The organism is Thiomonas sp. TH-17, assembly GCF_057473305.1.
The window spans coordinates 1-17,915 of sequence record NZ_JBYCKI010000285.1; the positions used below are offsets into that span (position 1 = coordinate 1).

8 protein-coding genes are annotated in these 17,915 nt (G+C 59.8%); 6 read left to right on the top strand and 2 right to left on the bottom strand.

All coding sequences use genetic code 11. The features are described from left to right. Positions 1-415 precede the first annotated feature (415 nt). Both AC2VLV_RS15960 and AC2VLV_RS15965 read left to right on the top strand, forming a co-directional pair. The gene (locus tag AC2VLV_RS15960; protein ID WP_486990913.1) at positions 416-5,338 is read left to right on the top strand and encodes a DEAD/DEAH box helicase; all 4,923 of its coding nucleotides are present in this window, start codon (positions 416-418) and stop codon (positions 5,336-5,338) included. Between the two features lie 530 nt (positions 5,339-5,868). After that, positions 5,869-7,167, top strand: coding sequence for a serine/threonine protein kinase (locus tag AC2VLV_RS15965; RefSeq protein ID WP_486990914.1), 1,299 nt, complete (start codon positions 5,869-5,871; stop codon positions 7,165-7,167). Between the two features lie 228 nt (positions 7,168-7,395). Here the strand turns inward: AC2VLV_RS15965 and AC2VLV_RS15970 are convergent, their stop codons facing one another. Further along, complete coding sequence (locus tag AC2VLV_RS15970; protein WP_486990915.1) at positions 7,396-8,292, bottom strand: viperin family antiviral radical SAM protein; 897 nt, start codon at positions 8,290-8,292, stop codon at positions 7,396-7,398. 218 nt (positions 8,293-8,510) lie between these two features. Between AC2VLV_RS15970 and AC2VLV_RS15975 the strand changes: the two genes are divergently transcribed. Beyond that, the gene (locus AC2VLV_RS15975; RefSeq protein ID WP_486990916.1) at positions 8,511-10,454 is read left to right on the top strand and encodes a hypothetical protein; all 1,944 of its coding nucleotides are present in this window, start codon (positions 8,511-8,513) and stop codon (positions 10,452-10,454) included. A 142-nt stretch (positions 10,455-10,596) separates the two neighbouring features. On the opposite strand, the gene AC2VLV_RS15980 is transcribed toward AC2VLV_RS15975, so the two are convergent. Beyond that, a protein-coding gene (locus AC2VLV_RS15980) for an IS3 family transposase (RefSeq protein WP_486990917.1) occupies positions 10,597-11,738 on the bottom strand; the annotation gives its coding sequence in 2 pieces (ribosomal slippage) (positions 10,597-11,489 and positions 11,489-11,738; 1,143 coding nt in all). Between the two features lie 75 nt (positions 11,739-11,813). On the opposite strand from AC2VLV_RS15980, the gene AC2VLV_RS15985 reads away from it, so the two are divergent. The 3 genes from AC2VLV_RS15985 to AC2VLV_RS15995 all read left to right on the top strand — a co-directional run bounded on the left by AC2VLV_RS15985 (position 11,814) and on the right by AC2VLV_RS15995 (position 17,739). Beyond that, positions 11,814-13,427 carry a hypothetical protein gene (locus AC2VLV_RS15985; RefSeq protein WP_486990918.1) on the top strand — a complete coding sequence of 538 codons (1,614 nt, stop codon included), beginning with the start codon at positions 11,814-11,816 and terminating at the stop codon, positions 13,425-13,427. A gap of 468 nt (positions 13,428-13,895) precedes the next feature. Continuing rightward, complete coding sequence (locus AC2VLV_RS15990; RefSeq protein ID WP_486990919.1) at positions 13,896-14,906, top strand: SIR2 family protein; 1,011 nt, start codon at positions 13,896-13,898, stop codon at positions 14,904-14,906. Further along, positions 14,899-17,739: a hypothetical protein gene (locus tag AC2VLV_RS15995; protein ID WP_486990920.1), complete on the top strand. Its 2,841-nt coding sequence runs from the start codon at positions 14,899-14,901 to the stop codon at positions 17,737-17,739. The genes AC2VLV_RS15990 and AC2VLV_RS15995 overlap by 8 nt, the downstream gene beginning before the upstream one ends. The last annotated feature ends 176 nt before the right edge of the window (positions 17,740-17,915 follow it).

A 17,915-nucleotide genomic window follows, 5' to 3' on the forward strand; every position in this document is an offset into this window, starting at 1 on the left:
ACGACTACCACTGAACAAGTAGTCCTTCGAAAAGCTTTCCGGTCGCTGGGCGCGCGACTTCGTCATGACCAAATTGCAGGACGAGGGGCTAGCGATCATTCCACCCAAGTTCTTGCCGTGAGCATCATTCGTTGCCCATCAGAACGCATCGCCATACAGTGGACGGTCGAGGTGTGCGGTTCTAACGCCAGATAGCAAGTGGAAACAGGGGAAGTATGGACGGCCAGTTCTTCGAGAAGCCAATTCTCAACTCGCCGTATGACTATCCGGCGCGTCTGGAAGTCGATCGTTTGACCGGCAGCGCAACCTGCACATGGCGGTCACCCGGGCCCAGCGAGTCGCAGGCGGAATTCATCCGGGCGCGCGTCTGGCACCATAGGGAAGTCCAAAGGGAAGACAAGGGCAAGACTGAGCCATGACCGCTGCATTGATCCGCTTGCTCGATACCTACCGCGAAGCAGCAGCCAGCGAGCGCGAGAAAGGCAGTTATTTCGAGGAGCTGATCCTTGCGTATCTGCGCACGGAGCCCAGCTACGCCGACCTCTACGCTGAGGTCTGGACCTATGCCGACTGGGCGCGGATACAAGGCCAGGACGCGCGCGATACCGGCATCGATTTGGTGGCGCGCACGCGCGGCACGAACGAGTTCCACGCCATCCAGTGCAAGCTGTATGCATCCGACTACAAGCTGCAGAAGAAGGATATCGACAGCTTCTTCACCGCGTCCGGCAAGAAGCCCTTCACGCACCGCTTCATCGTCAGCACCACGAACCTGTGGAGCGAACACGCCGAGGACGCGCTGCGCGACCAGCAGCCACCGGTCAGCAAGATCGACCTGCACGATCTCGAAAACAGCCAGATCGACTGGGCACGCTATCAGCCCAGCGCGCCACCGCCGCTCAAACCCAGGAAAGCCTTACTGCCGCACCAGCAGTCTGCGGTCACTGCGGTACGCGCGGGCTTGAGCGAGGGCGACCGCGGCAAGATGATCATGGCCTGCGGCTCTGGCAAGACCTTCACTAGTTTGAAGATCGCCGAAGCCCAGGCCGGCAAGGGCAAGCGCGTGCTGTTCCTGGTCCCCAGCCTGGCCCTCCTGTCCCAGACGCTGACCGAGTGGACCCAGGAGAGCGCCACGCCGCTGCATAACTTCGCGGTGTGCTCAGACAGCGACGTGGGCAAGAAACGCAAGACGGATGACGACACCGTCCAGACCTTCACCCACGAGTTGCGCTATCCCGCCACGACGGATGCGAGACGGCTGGCCGAGGAAATGGCCAAGCGCCACGACGATCAGCACATGAGCGTGGTCTACAGCACTTACCACTCCATTGACGTCATCAGTCAAGCGCAGAATGACTTCGGGCTGGCCGAGTTCGACCTGATCGTCTGTGACGAAGCCCACCGCACCACCGGGGCCACGTTCGAGGACGAGGACGAAAGCCATTTCGTGAAGGTGCACGACAACACCTTCATCCGAGCCGCCAAGCGGCTGTACATGACCGCTACGCCGCGCATCTATGGCGATAGCGCCAAGGCCAGTGCCGAGCGCGACAACGTCGCCCTGTGCTCGATGGACGACGAGGCCCTGTACGGCAAGCAGCTCTACGTGCTCACCTTCTCCGAGGCGGTCAAGCGTGGGCTGCTGGTCGATTACAAGGTCATCGTGCTCTCCGTGGACGAAGCTCATGTCAGCCGCCGCCTGCAAACCCTGCTGAAAGACGAGAACAACCAGCTCAAGGTCGATGATGCCGCCAAGATCGTCGGGTGCTGGAAGGCACTGTCCAAACAGGGTCTCGATCAGGACCTGGCCGACGACCACCACGCTATGCAGCGTGCCGTGGCGTTCTGCCAGGTCATCGAGATGCAGAGGGGCGCCAAGACCCACAAAGTCAGCTCCAAAAACATCGCCAACATGTTCCAGGCCGTGGTCGAGGAATATCAGAAGACCAGTGAGCCGGAGGAAGCCACCACGCAGCTGCATTGCGAGGCCGAGCACGTCGACGGTGGCATGAACGCCAGCCAGAAGGAAGCCAAACTGGACTGGCTCAAGGCAGCAATCCCCGAGCAGACCTGCCGCATCCTCAGCAATGTGCGCTGCCTCTCCGAAGGGGTGGACGTGCCGGCCCTGGATGCCGTGCTGTTCCTGACCCCGCGCAACTCGCAGGTCGATGTGGTCCAGTCCGTCGGGCGCGTGATGCGCAACGCGCCGGGCAAGCAGCGCGGCTACATCGTGCTGCCGGTGGTGATCCCCGCCGGGGTCGAACCCCACGACGCGCTCAATGACAACCAGACCTATAAAGTGGTCTGGCAGGTGCTGCAGGCCCTTCGCTCGCATGATGACCGCTTCGATGCGATCGTCAACAAGCTGGACCTGATGGGCAAAGACACCAGCAAGATCGAAGTCGTCGCCATCACCGACAAGATTCAGAAGAAACCTGCGACCACCAGCAAGCAGGCCAAGCGCACTGGCCAGGCCAAGAGACACCACCACCTGGGTGAAGCGATACCCAACCAGGTCGCCGAGCAGGTGCCCATCCCCTTCGAGATCGGCGAGATTGAGCGTGCCATCGTCGCCAAGCTGGTGCAGAAGGTCGGCAACCGCCACCACTGGGAAGACTGGGCCAACGACATCGCCAAGATCGCGCGCACGCACATCGCGCGCATTACCGCGCTGATCGAGAACCCGGCGAACACCCAGGAGCGTGATGCTTTCATGCGCTTTGCCAGTGAACTGCGCGAAGACCTCAACGACAGCCTCAACGATGCCGAGATCGTCGAGATGCTGGCCCAGCACCTGATCACCAAACCGGTCTTCGATGCGCTGTTCGAGGGTTACAGTTTTGCCCAGCACAACCCAATGTCACAGGCGATGCAGGGCGTGCTCGACGTGCTGCAGGAGCACCGCCTCGACAAGGAGGCCGACACCCTGCAGGCCTTCTACGACAGCGTGAAGCTGCGCGCCGAGGGCATCGATAGCGCGGCGGGCAAGCAGAAGATCGTGGTCGAGCTCTACGACAAGTTCTTCCGCAACGCCTTCCCGCGCATGACCGAGCGTCTCGGCATCGTCTACACCCCCGTCGAGGTCGTGGACTTCATCATCCACAGCGTCAACGACATCCTGCAGGCCGAGTTCGGCCAGACCCTCGGCAGCACTGGCGTCCACATCCTCGATCCGTTCACGGGCACGGGCACCTTCATAACCAGGCTCCTGCAGAGCGGCCTGATGACGCCGGAGCAACTAGCCTACAAGTACCGGAACGAGATCCACGCCAACGAGATCGTGCTACTGGCCTACTACATCGCTGCCATCAACATCGAGGCGGCGTACCACGGCATCGCCGGCGGCGACTACGTGCCCTTCGAGGGCATCTGCCTGACCGACACCTTCCAGATGTACGAGAAGGACGACCTGGTCAGCGCGCTGCTGGTCGACAACAGCAAGCGGCGCAAGCGCCAGAAGACGCTGGACATCCGCGTCATCCTGGGCAACCCGCCGTACTCGATCGGGCAGAAGAGCGAGAACGACAACAACGACAACGTCGCCTATCCGCACCTCGACGAGCGAATCCGCGGCACCTACGCGGCACGCTCGAAGGCGATGCTTGCCAAGGGTCTCTACGACAGCTACATCCGCGCCATCCGCTGGGCCAGCGACCGCGTGGGCGACAGCGGGGTGATCGGGTTCGTGACCAACGCGGGGTTCCTCGACGCCAACACCGCCGACGGGCTACGTCAGTGCCTGGCCGAGGAGTTCTCCAGCATCTATGTGTTCCATCTGCGCGGGAACCAGCGCACATCGGGCGACCTGTCGCGCAAGGAAGGCGGCAAGATTTTCGGCAGCGGCAGCCGCGCGCCCATCGCCATCTCGCTGCTGGTCAAGAACCCCAAGGCCACGGCGCACGGACAGATCCATTTCCACGACATCGGCGACTACCTGAGCCGCGAGGAGAAACTGGAGAAGATCACTACCTTCGGCAGCATTGACGGCATCACCCGGGCCGGCGCATGGCAGACCATCGCCCCGGACAAGCATGGCGACTGGCTGAACCAGCGCGACGACCGTTTCAGCGAGTTCATAGTGCTCGGCGACAAGAAGGGCGATGCTGCCAAGTTGTTCGAGAACTTCTCGCAAGGCGTGCTGACCGCCCGTGATGCTTGGTGCTACAACAGCTCTAAGGGTGCGCTGGCGGCCAACATGATGCGGATGATCCGCTTCTACAACGAGCAGCTGACCGACTTCGACAAAGCCTACGAAGGCAAGAGCAAGTCGGCTCGCGCGGCAGCGGTTGAAGATTTCATCGACACCGATTCCACAAAGATCAGCTGGACGCACAACCTCAAGCAGGAACTTGTGAAAGGAGGTCGCTTCGCGTTCGAAGCACCCTGCCTAGTGCAGAGCCTCTATCGCCCCTTCACCAAGCAGTGGCTGTACTTCAACCGCCGATTCAACGAGAGGGTCTACCAGATGCCGCGCATCTTCCCGGATGCGGCGGCGGACAATCGAGTGATTTGCATCAACGGGTCTGGAGGGAACAAAGGTGCAACAGTGATAATGACTGGCGTCCCGATTGACTTTAATTCACTGGAAGCAGGTGCTCAATGTTTCCCGCTCTATCTTTACGACACGCCCAATGAAGAGGGCGGTGACGAGAGCCCTCAAGGCGGTCTGCTGCCGGGTACTGCTGGCATCGCCCGCCCGCCGCGCACGCGCCGCGAGGCGCTGACCGACGCGGGGCTGGCACACTTCCGAGCCGCATACCCGAGTGAAGCGATCAGCAAAGAAGACGTGTTCTATTACATCTACGGTCTGCTGCACTCGCCCGAGTACCGTGAGCGCTATGCCGACAATCTCTCCAAGGAGCTGCCGCGCATTCCGTGCGTGAAGGCCGCGGCGGACTTCTGGTCATTCAGCAAAGCAGGCCGCGCACTCGCCGAGCTGCACCTCAACTACGAGCGCGCGCCGATGTATCCGGCCACCCTTGACACCGGGGGCAAGCGCCCGACCGACGCCGACTACCGCGCGGTGAAAATGCGCTACGGCAAGAATGGCAAGGACAAGGATCTGACGACGCTGCACTACAACGAGGACATCACCGTCACCGGCATTCCGCTCGAAGCCTATGAATACATGGTCAACGGTAAGCCCGCCCTGGACTGGGTGGTGGAACGCCAGTGCGTGAAAACCGACAAGGCCAGCGGCATCGTCAACGATGCCAACGACTGGGCGGTCGAGACCGTCGGCCACCCGCGCTACCCGCTGGAACTGTTCCTGCGAGTGATCACGGTGAGCCTGGAAACCATGAAGATCGTCAGGGCTCTGCCGGCGTTGAACCTATGATCGCTGGATCGATTACAACACTGGCAGCCGGCCCCCCGTATGGAGCCAGTCGTGCTGGTGGCAGCGGAAATCTCCGCGATCTGCGCATAACGGAAACTGGAACGTAGATTGGGAGAGGAACGCATGCCGAATCCACAGCCGATGGTTTCCAAAGGACTCGCCGGATGCGGATTCGTTCGCGTTTGAACTGGCCTTCAACCCCGCGAAGGCCGCAGCAGGCCCGGGCAAAGTCCAAGCGTCCTGTTGGTTCGACCGGCGAAATGCCGATCGTTTAGATCTGGTCGAGGACTCGAGTCGGATGGGCGACTACGTCTATTCGCTGCTAACTCTCGAGGGCGACGAGTTCCAAGCCTAGACGCGCCCGGTTGAGCGCATTGTCTTGCGTCACGCCATAACCCTGGATGCAGCATTGACGCCCGGACAGGATAAGTGATTGAAGATCAGCGCTGTTGGCGCTGGTTGACAACTGACCTTCAAACAGGTCAGTTGTCACACAGAGTCGCATGCTAGATCAATTCAGAGGTGTCTCAATGACACGTTGGACAGATGCCGCGACGTGGGATGCCAACTGGGATACGCTCGAAGATCTCAAAAGTGGCAAGCAAGCCGCCGCTAAAAAGGTGACGCGTCGCGGCACAGATGAAGTGGCGTTCTTGAAGATCCTGAATCGGCAGGAAGACGTCGAGCGCCGCAGCCGTTTTTTTCGGGAGGCATCAGCATACGAGACTTTCGGACACCCCAATATCCCGCAGTTTGTCGAAAGCAATGCGCATCGCCATGCCGAGTTGAAAACTAAGGTCTACCTCGTCATGGAGCACATTGTCGGGTCAACGCTCTCGTCGGCCGTTGCTCGTAGGAAGCCCTCGCTCGAAGACGCGGTGACCCTCACACTCCGACTACTCGACATCGCTGATCACTTTCATCAGAAAGGTTGGGTTCACCGCGACATTAAGCCTGACAACATTCTAGTCCGTGGGGATGACTTCACCGATCCGGTTTTGGTCGATTTCGGCCTAAGTTACAGGGACGCGATCACACTGGACTTCGCGACAGAAGCCGAGCAGGAGCTCGGAAACCAGTTCTTTCGTTTACCGGAGCTCGCGGCCGATAGCCCTAGAAAGCAAGACAGCCGTACTGACCTCTCATTTATCGCGGGCATCCTGTTCTTCTGCCTCACGGGTGCGCCCCCGCGGCAACCACTGAATTCCGATGGGAAGATGCCTCATCAACGCGCGACGGAACTCGCGATGCTCCGTGCAGCAGCTGAGCCTGTGATCATGCCTCTCCTGACCTTTTTCGACCGCGCATTCAGCCAAAGGATTTCTGGTCGTTTCGCGACCGCAAGCGAGATGACCGCTCAACTCACCGACTTGCTTGAGGCGTTTCATAACGGAGCCAACGTGAGCGATTCTCCCGACCTCGAGTCTCTGCGTGCGCGGGCACAGTCATCCGCCAGTGTCGAATTCGCGCGCCTGAAAGGAGCGTACGACGCTGCGGAGGCAGTCATCAGCGACGTCCACGCACTGGTACTAACCAACATTCGTCCGGCCTATGCAACGCATCATCAAAGTTGGCTTGACTTCTCCAACGGAAAGAAGTTCGAACTCGGGTTCAGCCATTTCGCGAACCCTGGTCATCGATTTGCCCCTCAGTTTCTCGTCGCTGTGGTTGGCGACGAGATCGTCGTTCGTATGGGCGATGAGCTGGTCTATCGCACGGACGCCATGAAGCCCAATTTCGAAGACGACCGGTTCCGGCAGGAACTGGAACGCCGATTCATTGCCGGCGTTGACGCATTGATCCATTCGGAGCCAAAGCCTCCCGCTTAGCCTAGTCGATAGCGGACGTTCGCGGCCGGCCGCTTCTGATCGGTTCTCGCCGATCCAGACGCTGTATGTTGATGACCGCAGAGGTGTCCAAAGTGGCCACCACCAGCAGTGCCGCGACAAAGTGGCCAGCGAATGCCAGCACACAAGGTCAGCGTAGCCAGAATCCGCACCAGCCAAATTGCAGCTGACGCGCGGCCAGGCTGCGGATATCCTTCGATTGCGCATGCCTCATGTCGACGCCCCTTCGCCAAGGGCATCGTATCGACGATCGAACTTCCGCACGGACCAGTCCAGGTGCGCGAACGCATTGGCCACGCCAACTTGCAGGATCGGCGCGCTGTAGTCGTAGCCGCAGGCGTCGACGCGATTCTGGAAAAAGCGCCCCATCGGGTCGACCATGATGTAGGAGCCCTGCATGTCGGCGTTGTCCTCGGCGATCGAGATTGCGTCGAATCGCCGATGACGGGCGACGAAGGACTGAAACTGCGCATCGGTCACTTCGAGCGCCCGGTCGATGACGGGCAGCATGCGCAACACCTTCCAGCGGCTCGGCGACAGCGCCTGGATAACGTCGGACAGGTCCTCTTGCCAGTTCGCGCGGCATACGACGGTGTTGATCTTGAGAGCCATGGCCGGGTTCCGCTGACGCGCGTGCATCAGCGGGGGGACAAGTGATGTGGGCAATGTCTGGCGACCCCGCGCGTCGTGGCGACCGATCGTGGCCAACGTTTGCGAACACATGCTGTCGAGGCTCACTCCCAGCAAGGACAGCATCGGTGAAAGCTCCCCCACTAGCGACCCGGTCAACCGACTGCCGTTGGTGATCAGGGAGAGGTCGAATCCGATCCGGTGCGCGTCGTGTGCCGCGCGGACGAGATCTTCGGACAAGAGCAAGGGCTCTCCACCCGCAAAGTTCAGCCGGGGGCGACGCTGCGGACCCCAGGCCGCGAAATGGTCGAAGAGTCGTTGCAGCAGTGCGCGGCATGCGGCGGGGTCACGAATCAGGTCCCGCTTCGTCGGACGTTGCCAGTGCGCGTAGCAGTAACGGCAGCGGAAGTTGCAGGCTTCCGTGATATGCCAATTGACGACAATCTGCGGCGTGGCGCCGTTGAAAGACGGATTCATTGCATGCTCCGCGCAAGGGTTTCACGGACTATCGGATCCAAGTCCCGATCCGACTACGAAACTCCGCGCCCACCCCCATTCGGCGAGGGCCCGCAGGCGCCGAACGTCACTGCGATAGCGGGACGCGCGCGGACAACGGGGGAGGGGTGGGAAGTGCCTTGGCTGCGGCGATGGACACGCGCGAAACTGAGCCTCCCCGCGCAACGTGCTCTCCGACCATGGCCGCGATTCCAAATTTCGAAACCCTCCTCTTGACCGTTCACGAGGCCCTGGGTTGCGAAGCTCCGCGCAAAAAGCAGGCACTGCGCGATCTGCGACGCCCCGTCGACCAGCACCTCCAGGCGCTGGCCGCGTTGCTCGACGACATCCTCGCAGCCATCGGCCTCGACCACTTGGCCAAGGCGGACGCCCTGGAGAACTTGCAGGAGTTCGTTGACTTCCACAAGGGGCTGGAAATTAGAACCTGGACGTTCGGCGCCGAGGCGCGGCAGGTGGCCTGGTACCTGCTCGCCTGGGTTTATGTGCCCGGACTGGCGCGACACGCGGCATTCTGGCAATTGGCCGATTCAGGCGATGCCGGCATGCCGGGAGGCGACTTCTGGTACCTGCCGCGCGTCGACATCGGCGATGGCGCGCCCAGGCTGCGGATGCCGGTCGCCGCCGTGCTGGATTGGCTGGAAGATCTGCTCGGGCAGCCCGTCCATCGGGCAGCCATCGGCTGGGAGGATGGACAAACCGGGGTCGATCCGGAATCGGCCAAGCGAACGCTGGCCAAGTGGCGTGACGGTGACGTGCCGCGTCGCTCGGTCATCGAGATGTATTTCGCCGAGAACACGGCGTTCGCGTTCCGCAACTGTCTGCGCGTGCCTCCGGACTCGGATGATCAGGCGGCGCTCGCCGCCGCGCGCGCTTTCGTTGCGCGCCGGCATCTGACGGCGGAGGATCTGGGGCTGCAGATTGCCATGGCGGAAGATCGGATCGAAGCGGTGCTGGCCGGCGTCGGCGCCCCGGACGAAACGGCGCGATTCAACCATCTGATGCGGGAGCGCTATGCACAGCCCAGCCTGCGCACCATCCGCAATCGGCTCCTGCTCGCGCGTGCGGTGCAGTACGCCCATCGTGAACTCGTCGGCCTGTTGACGCCTGGGGTCGACCCCGGCGATGCCGATTCGCATCGAAACAAGCTCCTGCAGTTGTTCGAGGTCTTCAAGCGCGTCTACAACCTCTCCATTCAGGCTGCAGACGTGAGCAGCGATGCATCGCGGCAGGATGCCTGGTTCGAGGAACAGCTGGCGCTGTGGGAACGCGACGAATGGTTCTTGTCGATCCTGCCTTCAAAGCGACACGTATCCGCGCAGGCGTTGCCCGTGCTCCTAACCGAGCGATTCCTGTCGCTGCAACCGGATCAGCCGCTGGAGGACTGGTGGATCATGGACACTGACCAGCAAAAGGCAATCCTCGAGTCCTGGTCTTCCCGCTGGGTCGCAAAACTAAACGACTTTGAGGCAACCAAAGCAGCGCTAAGCATGCTCCACTCCCAAGCGCCGGACGCGGTGCTGACAACCCTCGCGTCCCACGTCGTGGCCCGCAACGTCGCCCTCAATCACCCGGGCGCCGAGGTTCGTCTTGCCGCTGCCCGGCGCATGGCGGAGCTGGCCGACACGGACGACCATCGCCTGAATGCAGCGCTGATTCACATGGACATCTACCTCAACGGGCAGCTGCAACCAGAACCTGAGAATGCCCAGGCTCTGGTTGAAGACCTGCTGCGGCAGGCCGAGGCGAGTCCTCGACGGTGCCGGCGGAAGCCGCAGCTACTGAACGCCCGCGCCAAACATTGCCTGCGCAGCAATGACTTTGCACAGGCGCGCACCTTGTTCAAACAGGCGCTCGACGCATGCAACGGTGACAGTTGCGGCGACCTGCGCGGCCTGATCGCCCGCGATCTCTTCGCGTTGGAGGCCGCTACACGGCCCAATGGCTACTACGTCTCCAATTTCGAGCGGCATGTGCGCATCATGGCAGCCTTCGACATCATCAACGGCCTGGAGGACCCGATTGCGGACGTGGAGAGACACCTCGTCGCTTACTTCAGGGATGATCTCTATCGTCCCTATCGGTCACTTCCGTCGGTCAGCTTGCCAGGCTTAACGGAGCACTGACTGAAACCTCGCCGGACGCAGACGTCTTCCGCGACGACCTGTACTGCCTTCACCGATTCATCGACGCCGACGATGCCCACACGGCGCTGGAACCGGCCAACGGACGGGTGGAGTTCCCAGGATTCTGTGGACACCCAAATCTCTATAGCTGTGTTGCCGCTTCGAACTGCTCGGGGCTGAGATAGCCCAGGGTCGAGTGGAGCCGGGTTCGATTGTAGTCAACCTCAATGTACTCGAAGACGTGCGCCTTGGCCTGCTCGCGCGTGACGAAGCGTTCGCCATGGATGGCCTCGACCTTGAGACTGTGGTTCCAACTCTCCATGGCGGCGTTGTCGTAGCAGTTGCCTCTGGCGCTCATGCTCGCGATAAGTCCGTGTGTTTCCAGCAACGCGCGATGCTCCCGCGAACAGTACTGGCTGCCGCGGTCGGTGTGCATGATCACGCCACGCGGCTTCCGGCGCCGGAACAACGCCATGCGCAACGCATCGCAGACCAGCGTCGCGGTCATGCGATCGGACATCGACCAGCCCACGACCTTGCGCGAATAAAGATCCAGAACCACGGCCATATACAGCCAGCCTTCGTCAGTGGCGATGTAGGTGATATCGCCAGTCCACACTTGATCCCGCCGTTGCGCCGTGAAGTCCTGCTGCAGCAGGTTCGCGGCCACCGGGAGGGTATGGTTCGAGTTCGTGGTCGCCTTGAACTTGCGCGCCGCCTTCGCGCGCAAACCCTGGCGGCGCAGGCTTGCGGCCACCTGCCGACGACCGCGACCAAGTCGCCGCGACAGCCGCGGCGCACCCTCACGACCCTTACGGCCCTCGAAAGCCTCGCGCACCTGTGCGTCCAGCGCACTGCGTGCCTGTGCGCGCTTCGACGGCACGCGGCTGCACCACGCGTAGTACCCGCTCGGCGACACGGACAGCACCCGGCACATCAGTCGCACCGCGAACTCGCCTTCGTGCACCTTCATCGTCGCGTACTTCACTTCGGCTGCTTCGCGAAGTACGCCGCCGCCTTTTTTAAAAAGGCATTCTCTTCCTCCAGGCGTGTCATCTCCCGCTTGAGCCGCGCCAGTTCTGACTGCACCAGCTGCTGCGCCTCCGCATCCTGCCCCTGCCGCTGCGCTCGCCCACGCCATGCGTACAACTGGGCCGGCGGCAAACCCAGATCACGCGCCACCACTGCCACACCGTCCTTGGTCGCACGCAGCAACGCCTGCCGCCTGAATTCCGCGCTGTACCGCTGCCGCCTCGCCTTGCCCTCTGCCTGCTTCTCGGTCATCTTGCTCACTCCGGATTGCGATATTGAATCGCTTATCCGGGCGTCCGTGGAACAGGGGCAAGGTCAGAGCGCGTCGTGAGCAAGTGGCTGGATAAACTTTCCGACTGGACCGAAAGCGTCAAGGATTCGGCGGTTGAACTGTCGACAAAGGCAGGGGAGCTAGCGCAAAAAATTGACGTTCGCGGCACACTTGGCAGCGTCTCCGATACTGTCGTTGATGCATCCCGCAGTGCACTATCTGCCGGAATGGATCGAGCAACCGAAGCGGTCGCCGGCGCGCGTGAATGGTGGGACGACACCGACTTTTCGGCATTGCGCGACCCCGATGTCTATCGCGAGCGGTTTCAGCACTATTACGCGCTGAGTTCTGAGAAAGCGGCGGCTTACTATCGAACGACGTTCGAGGTCGACAAGACCACGGAAGAGATGATCCGCGACGTCCGCGCGAGATTGCCGACGCCCGCGCAGACGTTTGACGACATCTTCGACCAGTGCAAGCGTGAGGCAACACATCGCGCTGTGGCAGCGTTCTTTCTGGCGCCAGTCATGCAAGGGCTAGATCAGGCGAACGCGCAGCGCAATGCGAATTTTTCACAGGCATACGCTGAGTTCAAAGGGCAAAACAACCTGCATGACCACCCGAACTTCGCGGCGCTAAGCGACGAACGGTACGCTGCGCAGCAGGATTGGACGCTGCTGGAGAACGGCTACAACGGCGCCACGCCCGTGAACCCGTTCGACGCGGACATTGAGCACATCGTTCCCAAGACGCAGGTGTACAACGATTGGCTGTTGCGTCTTGGTACCAACGACGACCAGATCATCGATGTGATGAACGACCGTGACAATCTGATCTTTGCAGATTACTCAGTGAATCGTTCAAAGGGCGCCAAGGATCTGCTTGCGTACCTTGACCAGAACGGAACGGCAGACGCTGGAAACCCCGACATGGTGCACCTGACAATCAATGGCCGGGATGTAACGGTAAGCCGTGCAGATGCCGAGTCGCACTACACACGGGCTACCGAACAGGTGCACCAGGCACGCGTGCAGGCGTTGAAGACGGTCGGGGTCGCTGTCGGTAGCGCGTCCGCACTTATGGCAGCGCAGCAAGTTGTAGGGCTGATCGTAGTCGAGACTATCGACATAGTAGTCGACGAGATCCGCGACATGGCCACGCATGGCAGCCTGATCAATGAAAACGGGTTGTGGGCGAATCTGGCTGAACACAAAGCCAGGCTGACCGCAAAGTTGTCCCAGCGTTTCGAAGAGCGTGATCTCTGGGCCAAAGCCAAGGAAGCCGGGATCGAGGGGGGTGTGGCGGGTGCGCTAGCGGCCATCCCACAGGTGCTAATTTCGCTTTTCTTACAACTGCCCGCGCTGGTGCTCGGGCTGATTCGCGAATGTACGCTGGGCGTGGTGCGCAGCGTACGTGTGCTGATGGCGCCGAGTGATGATCGGTTCGACCAGATCAAGGTCATCATGCTGGGTACTGCATCGGCCGCGATGGGTGTCTATGTCGCCAACATTATTTCGAAGGGGCTTGCGGCGGTGCCGCTGATGGATGCGTTCAATAGCAAAGTCACCGCGGTGCTCAGCGGCGTCGTTGTAACTGCTGTACCGCTGACGGCGATCTATGTGTTTGAGCAGAACAAGACAAAGCTGGTGTTCAAGGTGTTGGCGAGATGACTGGGACGACGATCCCGATGCATAAGCCGGTTGGCAGCATACGCGGGAGGGGGCATCGCCCCCTCCCGTCAGATGTCGCCAATGTTTTTCTGGTTCTGTTTGCCAGAGGCAGATTCCGGCCGCGCCAAGGTTCTGTGCCGCGTCTCGCGCGGTGAGATCGCACCTCGTCACAGTTGCGCCGTTACACCACAGCGGCATCACGGTTCGCGCCCAAATCGGATGAACTCGGCGCGAGCAAATTAGCGCACTTCCAGAGCGTTCATGGCGCAACTGCAGATTATGGCTCAGCGTTCCAGCGAGACTTGTAGTCGCTGCCAGCTTATTGCAGCTCCGCCGGTAGCACATCTCGCCGAATGGCCGTCATCGGCCCGAAGGTGACGTTGCAACTGCATGGGCCGAGTGACACAGTGCGACCCGAAGCGGCCATTGCAATAACTGAACCTGACCCCGTTGCTGAGGAGGGTTTGATTGAACGACGAGATACTGCCAATTCCGGCAATTCCCGGGCTGCTTCGCAGAGAGTCAGGCCGTGGCGTGGTCATCCCGATCATCGGTGCCGGGGTGTCCAGGCTCGCAGGCGGTCCGAGCTGGGAGGAGTTAGCCAGTGGCGCCCTAAGGTCATTCGTCGAACAAGGCAGCATGGATCATGCGACCTACGCGCAGATGCAGCACCTCTCACCGCGCGTCAAACTGTCGATGGCCCTGGAGCAGGAGAAGCTGGCGCTGCGAAATGGCGGGAAGTCCATAGATTTCGTGAAGCTGCTCCACCCCACGGGGGATTGCAGGGATCGGAAAGGTCGCCGGCTCTATGGTGGGCTATCTACCTTCTCCCGGCGCTTCGTCACCACGAATTACGACCGGTGGCTGGATACGCCCATTTTTCAGCCGACCATTGGTACCCATGAATCCGGTTCAGGGGAGCAGGCGGTCGAGCTAAAGCCGCAGAAGCGCGACATATATGTTTCGCCCGCCGACTTCAAGATCTCGGTGTTCGACAAGCCCAACATGGTTCTACACCTCCATGGCTCGGTGGACGTCATCGACAGCATGATACTGACTACCGAGCACTACGTAAGGCACTACGCCAACGACAGGCGAAACGGCGTGGAGGAAAATCGCGTCCTCACGCTACTCGACGAGCTCTTTGAACGGTACTCCTGCCTATTCATCGGCTATGGTTTGGATGAACTGGAAATCCTGGAGTATGTGATCAGCAACAAGCGGCGCCCTATAACCTCCCAGAGGGAGCTCAAGCACTTCCTACTGCAGGGGTTCTTCTCTCACGAGAGGGTACTAATGCGGGAGCTACGAACGTATTACAGTGCCCAATGTCGGATAACCATGATCCCGTACCTCCGGGATGAACTGGATTGGGACCAGCTATTGGACGTGATCGACTACTTCGCTCGCGAGATACCGATTGGCGACGTGCAAGTCAGCGCGCGCCTAGCGAGCATGACGGATTTGCTCAATGGATAAGCTCACCGCAAATCAAGAGTCGTTCATTGACCGTATGGCCGAGGGTGAAGAATTCGCCAAGCTAGGTTTCGGGCTACTGCTGCAGCGCGACGACTTTGAGGATTTTTTCGGGCCTCTGCGCAATGCCGGGCTCTTGGCTCCTGCTAACAACCGGGGGCCGGAACCAGCAGATCAGCCTGGGTATTTCAGGATCCCTTACTGGCCGGCTCTGGACTACCTGGTTGCTGTTGCCAAGAAGGCGGACACGAACCACGACATGGCTCTTGCAGCCAACGTGATTCATGTAGTCGTGGCCGCAACACAGTACAGGGACGAAGGTGGAAATCCGATTGACAACTACCACACGTATCGGCAGTTCGCGGTGATTCTGGCGACCCTCCCTATCGATTCGATAACTGACGAGCTAGTGGACTTGGTGCCGCTCTGGCTGTCTGGGCAGTTTGATACGGGGCTCGTAGGTAGCGAGCTGGGGTCAAAGGTGCTTCCGAGGCTCTTGGGCAGCAATATCCAAGGCGCCGTCTCGAAGGCATGCCGAATCTTGGGTTACGTCACGTGCGTGAAGTACGTCGATCGGAAGTTCGGGGATACGACCAGACGCGAACCAATGACCGCGCTTGATGCCTACTGGCTCGGCGAGCTAATCAAGAAGACCGCAGTGGACTTTGGTAAACGTGCTGGTCGCGAAGCCTTGGATGCTGTCTGGGCCCATCTAGTGGAATTGTTCAACGATCCGGACAGGAGGCGTGTGTCTTGGCTCATGCGACCCGCCGTGGAGGATCATGAACAGAACTGTCGGGGCAATGACCCGGAGAATCGGCTGATTGATGCTTTCAGAGACATTTTGGTCTCGTGGATCGACACTGATGTGGTATCCGCTAGGCCCTATGTCGCCAACCTAGTTAAGGCTGGGCCGGAGATGCTGAGGCGGATCGGCATTTACTGCGTAAACATCCGGTTCGAGTTGCTTCAAGAAGTGGTCCCTACGGTACTACCAGTGGCCTTCGTCGACACGAACCTGCTGCACGAGTCGTATGACTTCCTTTCGGCTCATTTTGCGCAGCTTACAGACGCCCAAAAGGCCGCGGCGCTCGATTCCCTCCGAAGTATCGTTGTCGACCACAGCCTTGAAGACCATGAGAAACGGCTAAAATCCATCCAGCGACGTTGGTTGAAGGCTATTAAAGGGAAAGGATACGAATTTGCGGACGAGTGGTTTGCTGAGCTCTCAGGTGACCTGGGGTATGGCGCCGGGGCGGAAGACGAGGACGCTCATCCGAACTTCCATTCGTATATGAGGAGTTACAGTGGATTCGGTGGGTCGCCATATTCATCGCAGGAATTGATCTGGTTTGCTCGCGAGGGCACCTTCGTCCAGAAGGTCAATGAGTTTTGTGCAGGACAGGGATTCCGTGGGCCAACTGTTAGAGGTCTTATAGATGCCGTCGAAGAGGCAGTTGTTGCTGAACCATTACTCTTCATTGGCAAGATTGATTCGTACGATCAGGCCAAGTTTATCTACAAGTACGCGATCATCAACGGCGCAATGAAGCTATGGGACAAGCGTAAGGGCGGAGCAGACGATCTCGACTGGGACCAGCTTTGGAAAGTGCTGTTGGATTACTTCGATGCCATGACAGGTAAAGTTGAATTCTGGACGGCATTTGACCAGCGGTCGGAGGGCGACATTCCTGATCGGCGCTGGATGATGTCACTGTTTGCAGATTTCCTACGCGCTGGCACCCTCAGTGACAGCCACTCCTATCCGGCACAGTATCTGCCAATTGGCGAGCGAACCCTGCTCAAACTGCTCGATCGCGCGGAAACTGACGACAACAATAAGGTTTCGGATCCTATGACCCACGCCATCAACACGACTAAAGGCCGGATCGTCGAAGCGTTGGTATCCCATACGCTTCGGTCGTGCAGAGTGGCGGATGAGGCTGGCGGACGGCACGCCGGCGTATGGGAGCGCCTACATAGCGTGTACGACCGGGAGCTTGAGAGGTCCGTCAATGGCAATTTCGATTTTGCAACCTTAATGGGTGCTTATGTAGAGAATATGAGGTACGTAAGCGCAGAATGGATCGACGCCAATTTTGTGAAGATGTTCCCAGTGAAGTACGACGACACCCTTCGGTGTGTGGTGGAGGGACTTGCTTATGCTCCAGTGAGCAAACGTCTTTACGAGCAGTTAAGGGAGCATGGCGTGATTATTCATGTTCTCCATCGACGTGAAGAGCCATGTCACGGCAGAGAAAGAATCTTAGAGCGGATCGGACTGGCCTACCTTTGGGATATCGAGCCGCTGGATGGCTCCATCTTTACTGAGATCCGCAACAAAGAATATGACCAAGACGCGGCTCACATCGGTAAGTGGTTTTGGTTACTTCATCGCACAGACGTAAATGACGAGCAGATGAAGCGAATTATTCAGTACTGGAAGTGGTGCCTAGAATGGGTGTCCCGCGAACCAAAGTCACCTGCGCATGCGCTGTCAACTCTCGGGCTCTTGGCGTGTTATCTACGCGATGTCGATGATGAGGCGTTCGAGGTACTCAAAGTTGTTGCCCCCCGTATGCGGGATGAGCACCATGACACCCTATTCGCAAAGGAGTTGGCTCGACTGTCGGATGTCGCTCCCGAGCGCACTGGTCGTGTCGTCCAGGAGATGTTAACCGGGTTTATTCCGGTGCTTGATTACGAAAATTCGCTTCGTGATGTTGTTCTGAATGTTTCCCAGGTGAACAAGGAACTGGCCATGGACTTGGCGAATAGTCTTCGTACGCTTCATGGTTTCCTTGGAATCTACGCCAATCTTGAGTGTGCACCGTGAGGCTGCCGCAATTCGTGGTGTGGTTGGCGATTTGTTTCAATGAGCCCTCCCGAAAGCGGACCATCGCTACCGACAGCAACGGGCCGACTGCTGCCGGGCGCGCCGCTGGCGCCGGGCCATCCATGGGCAGTGGGTGAAAGTCTACTGTGGCTGGATTCGAGCATTGCGGGTGGCGG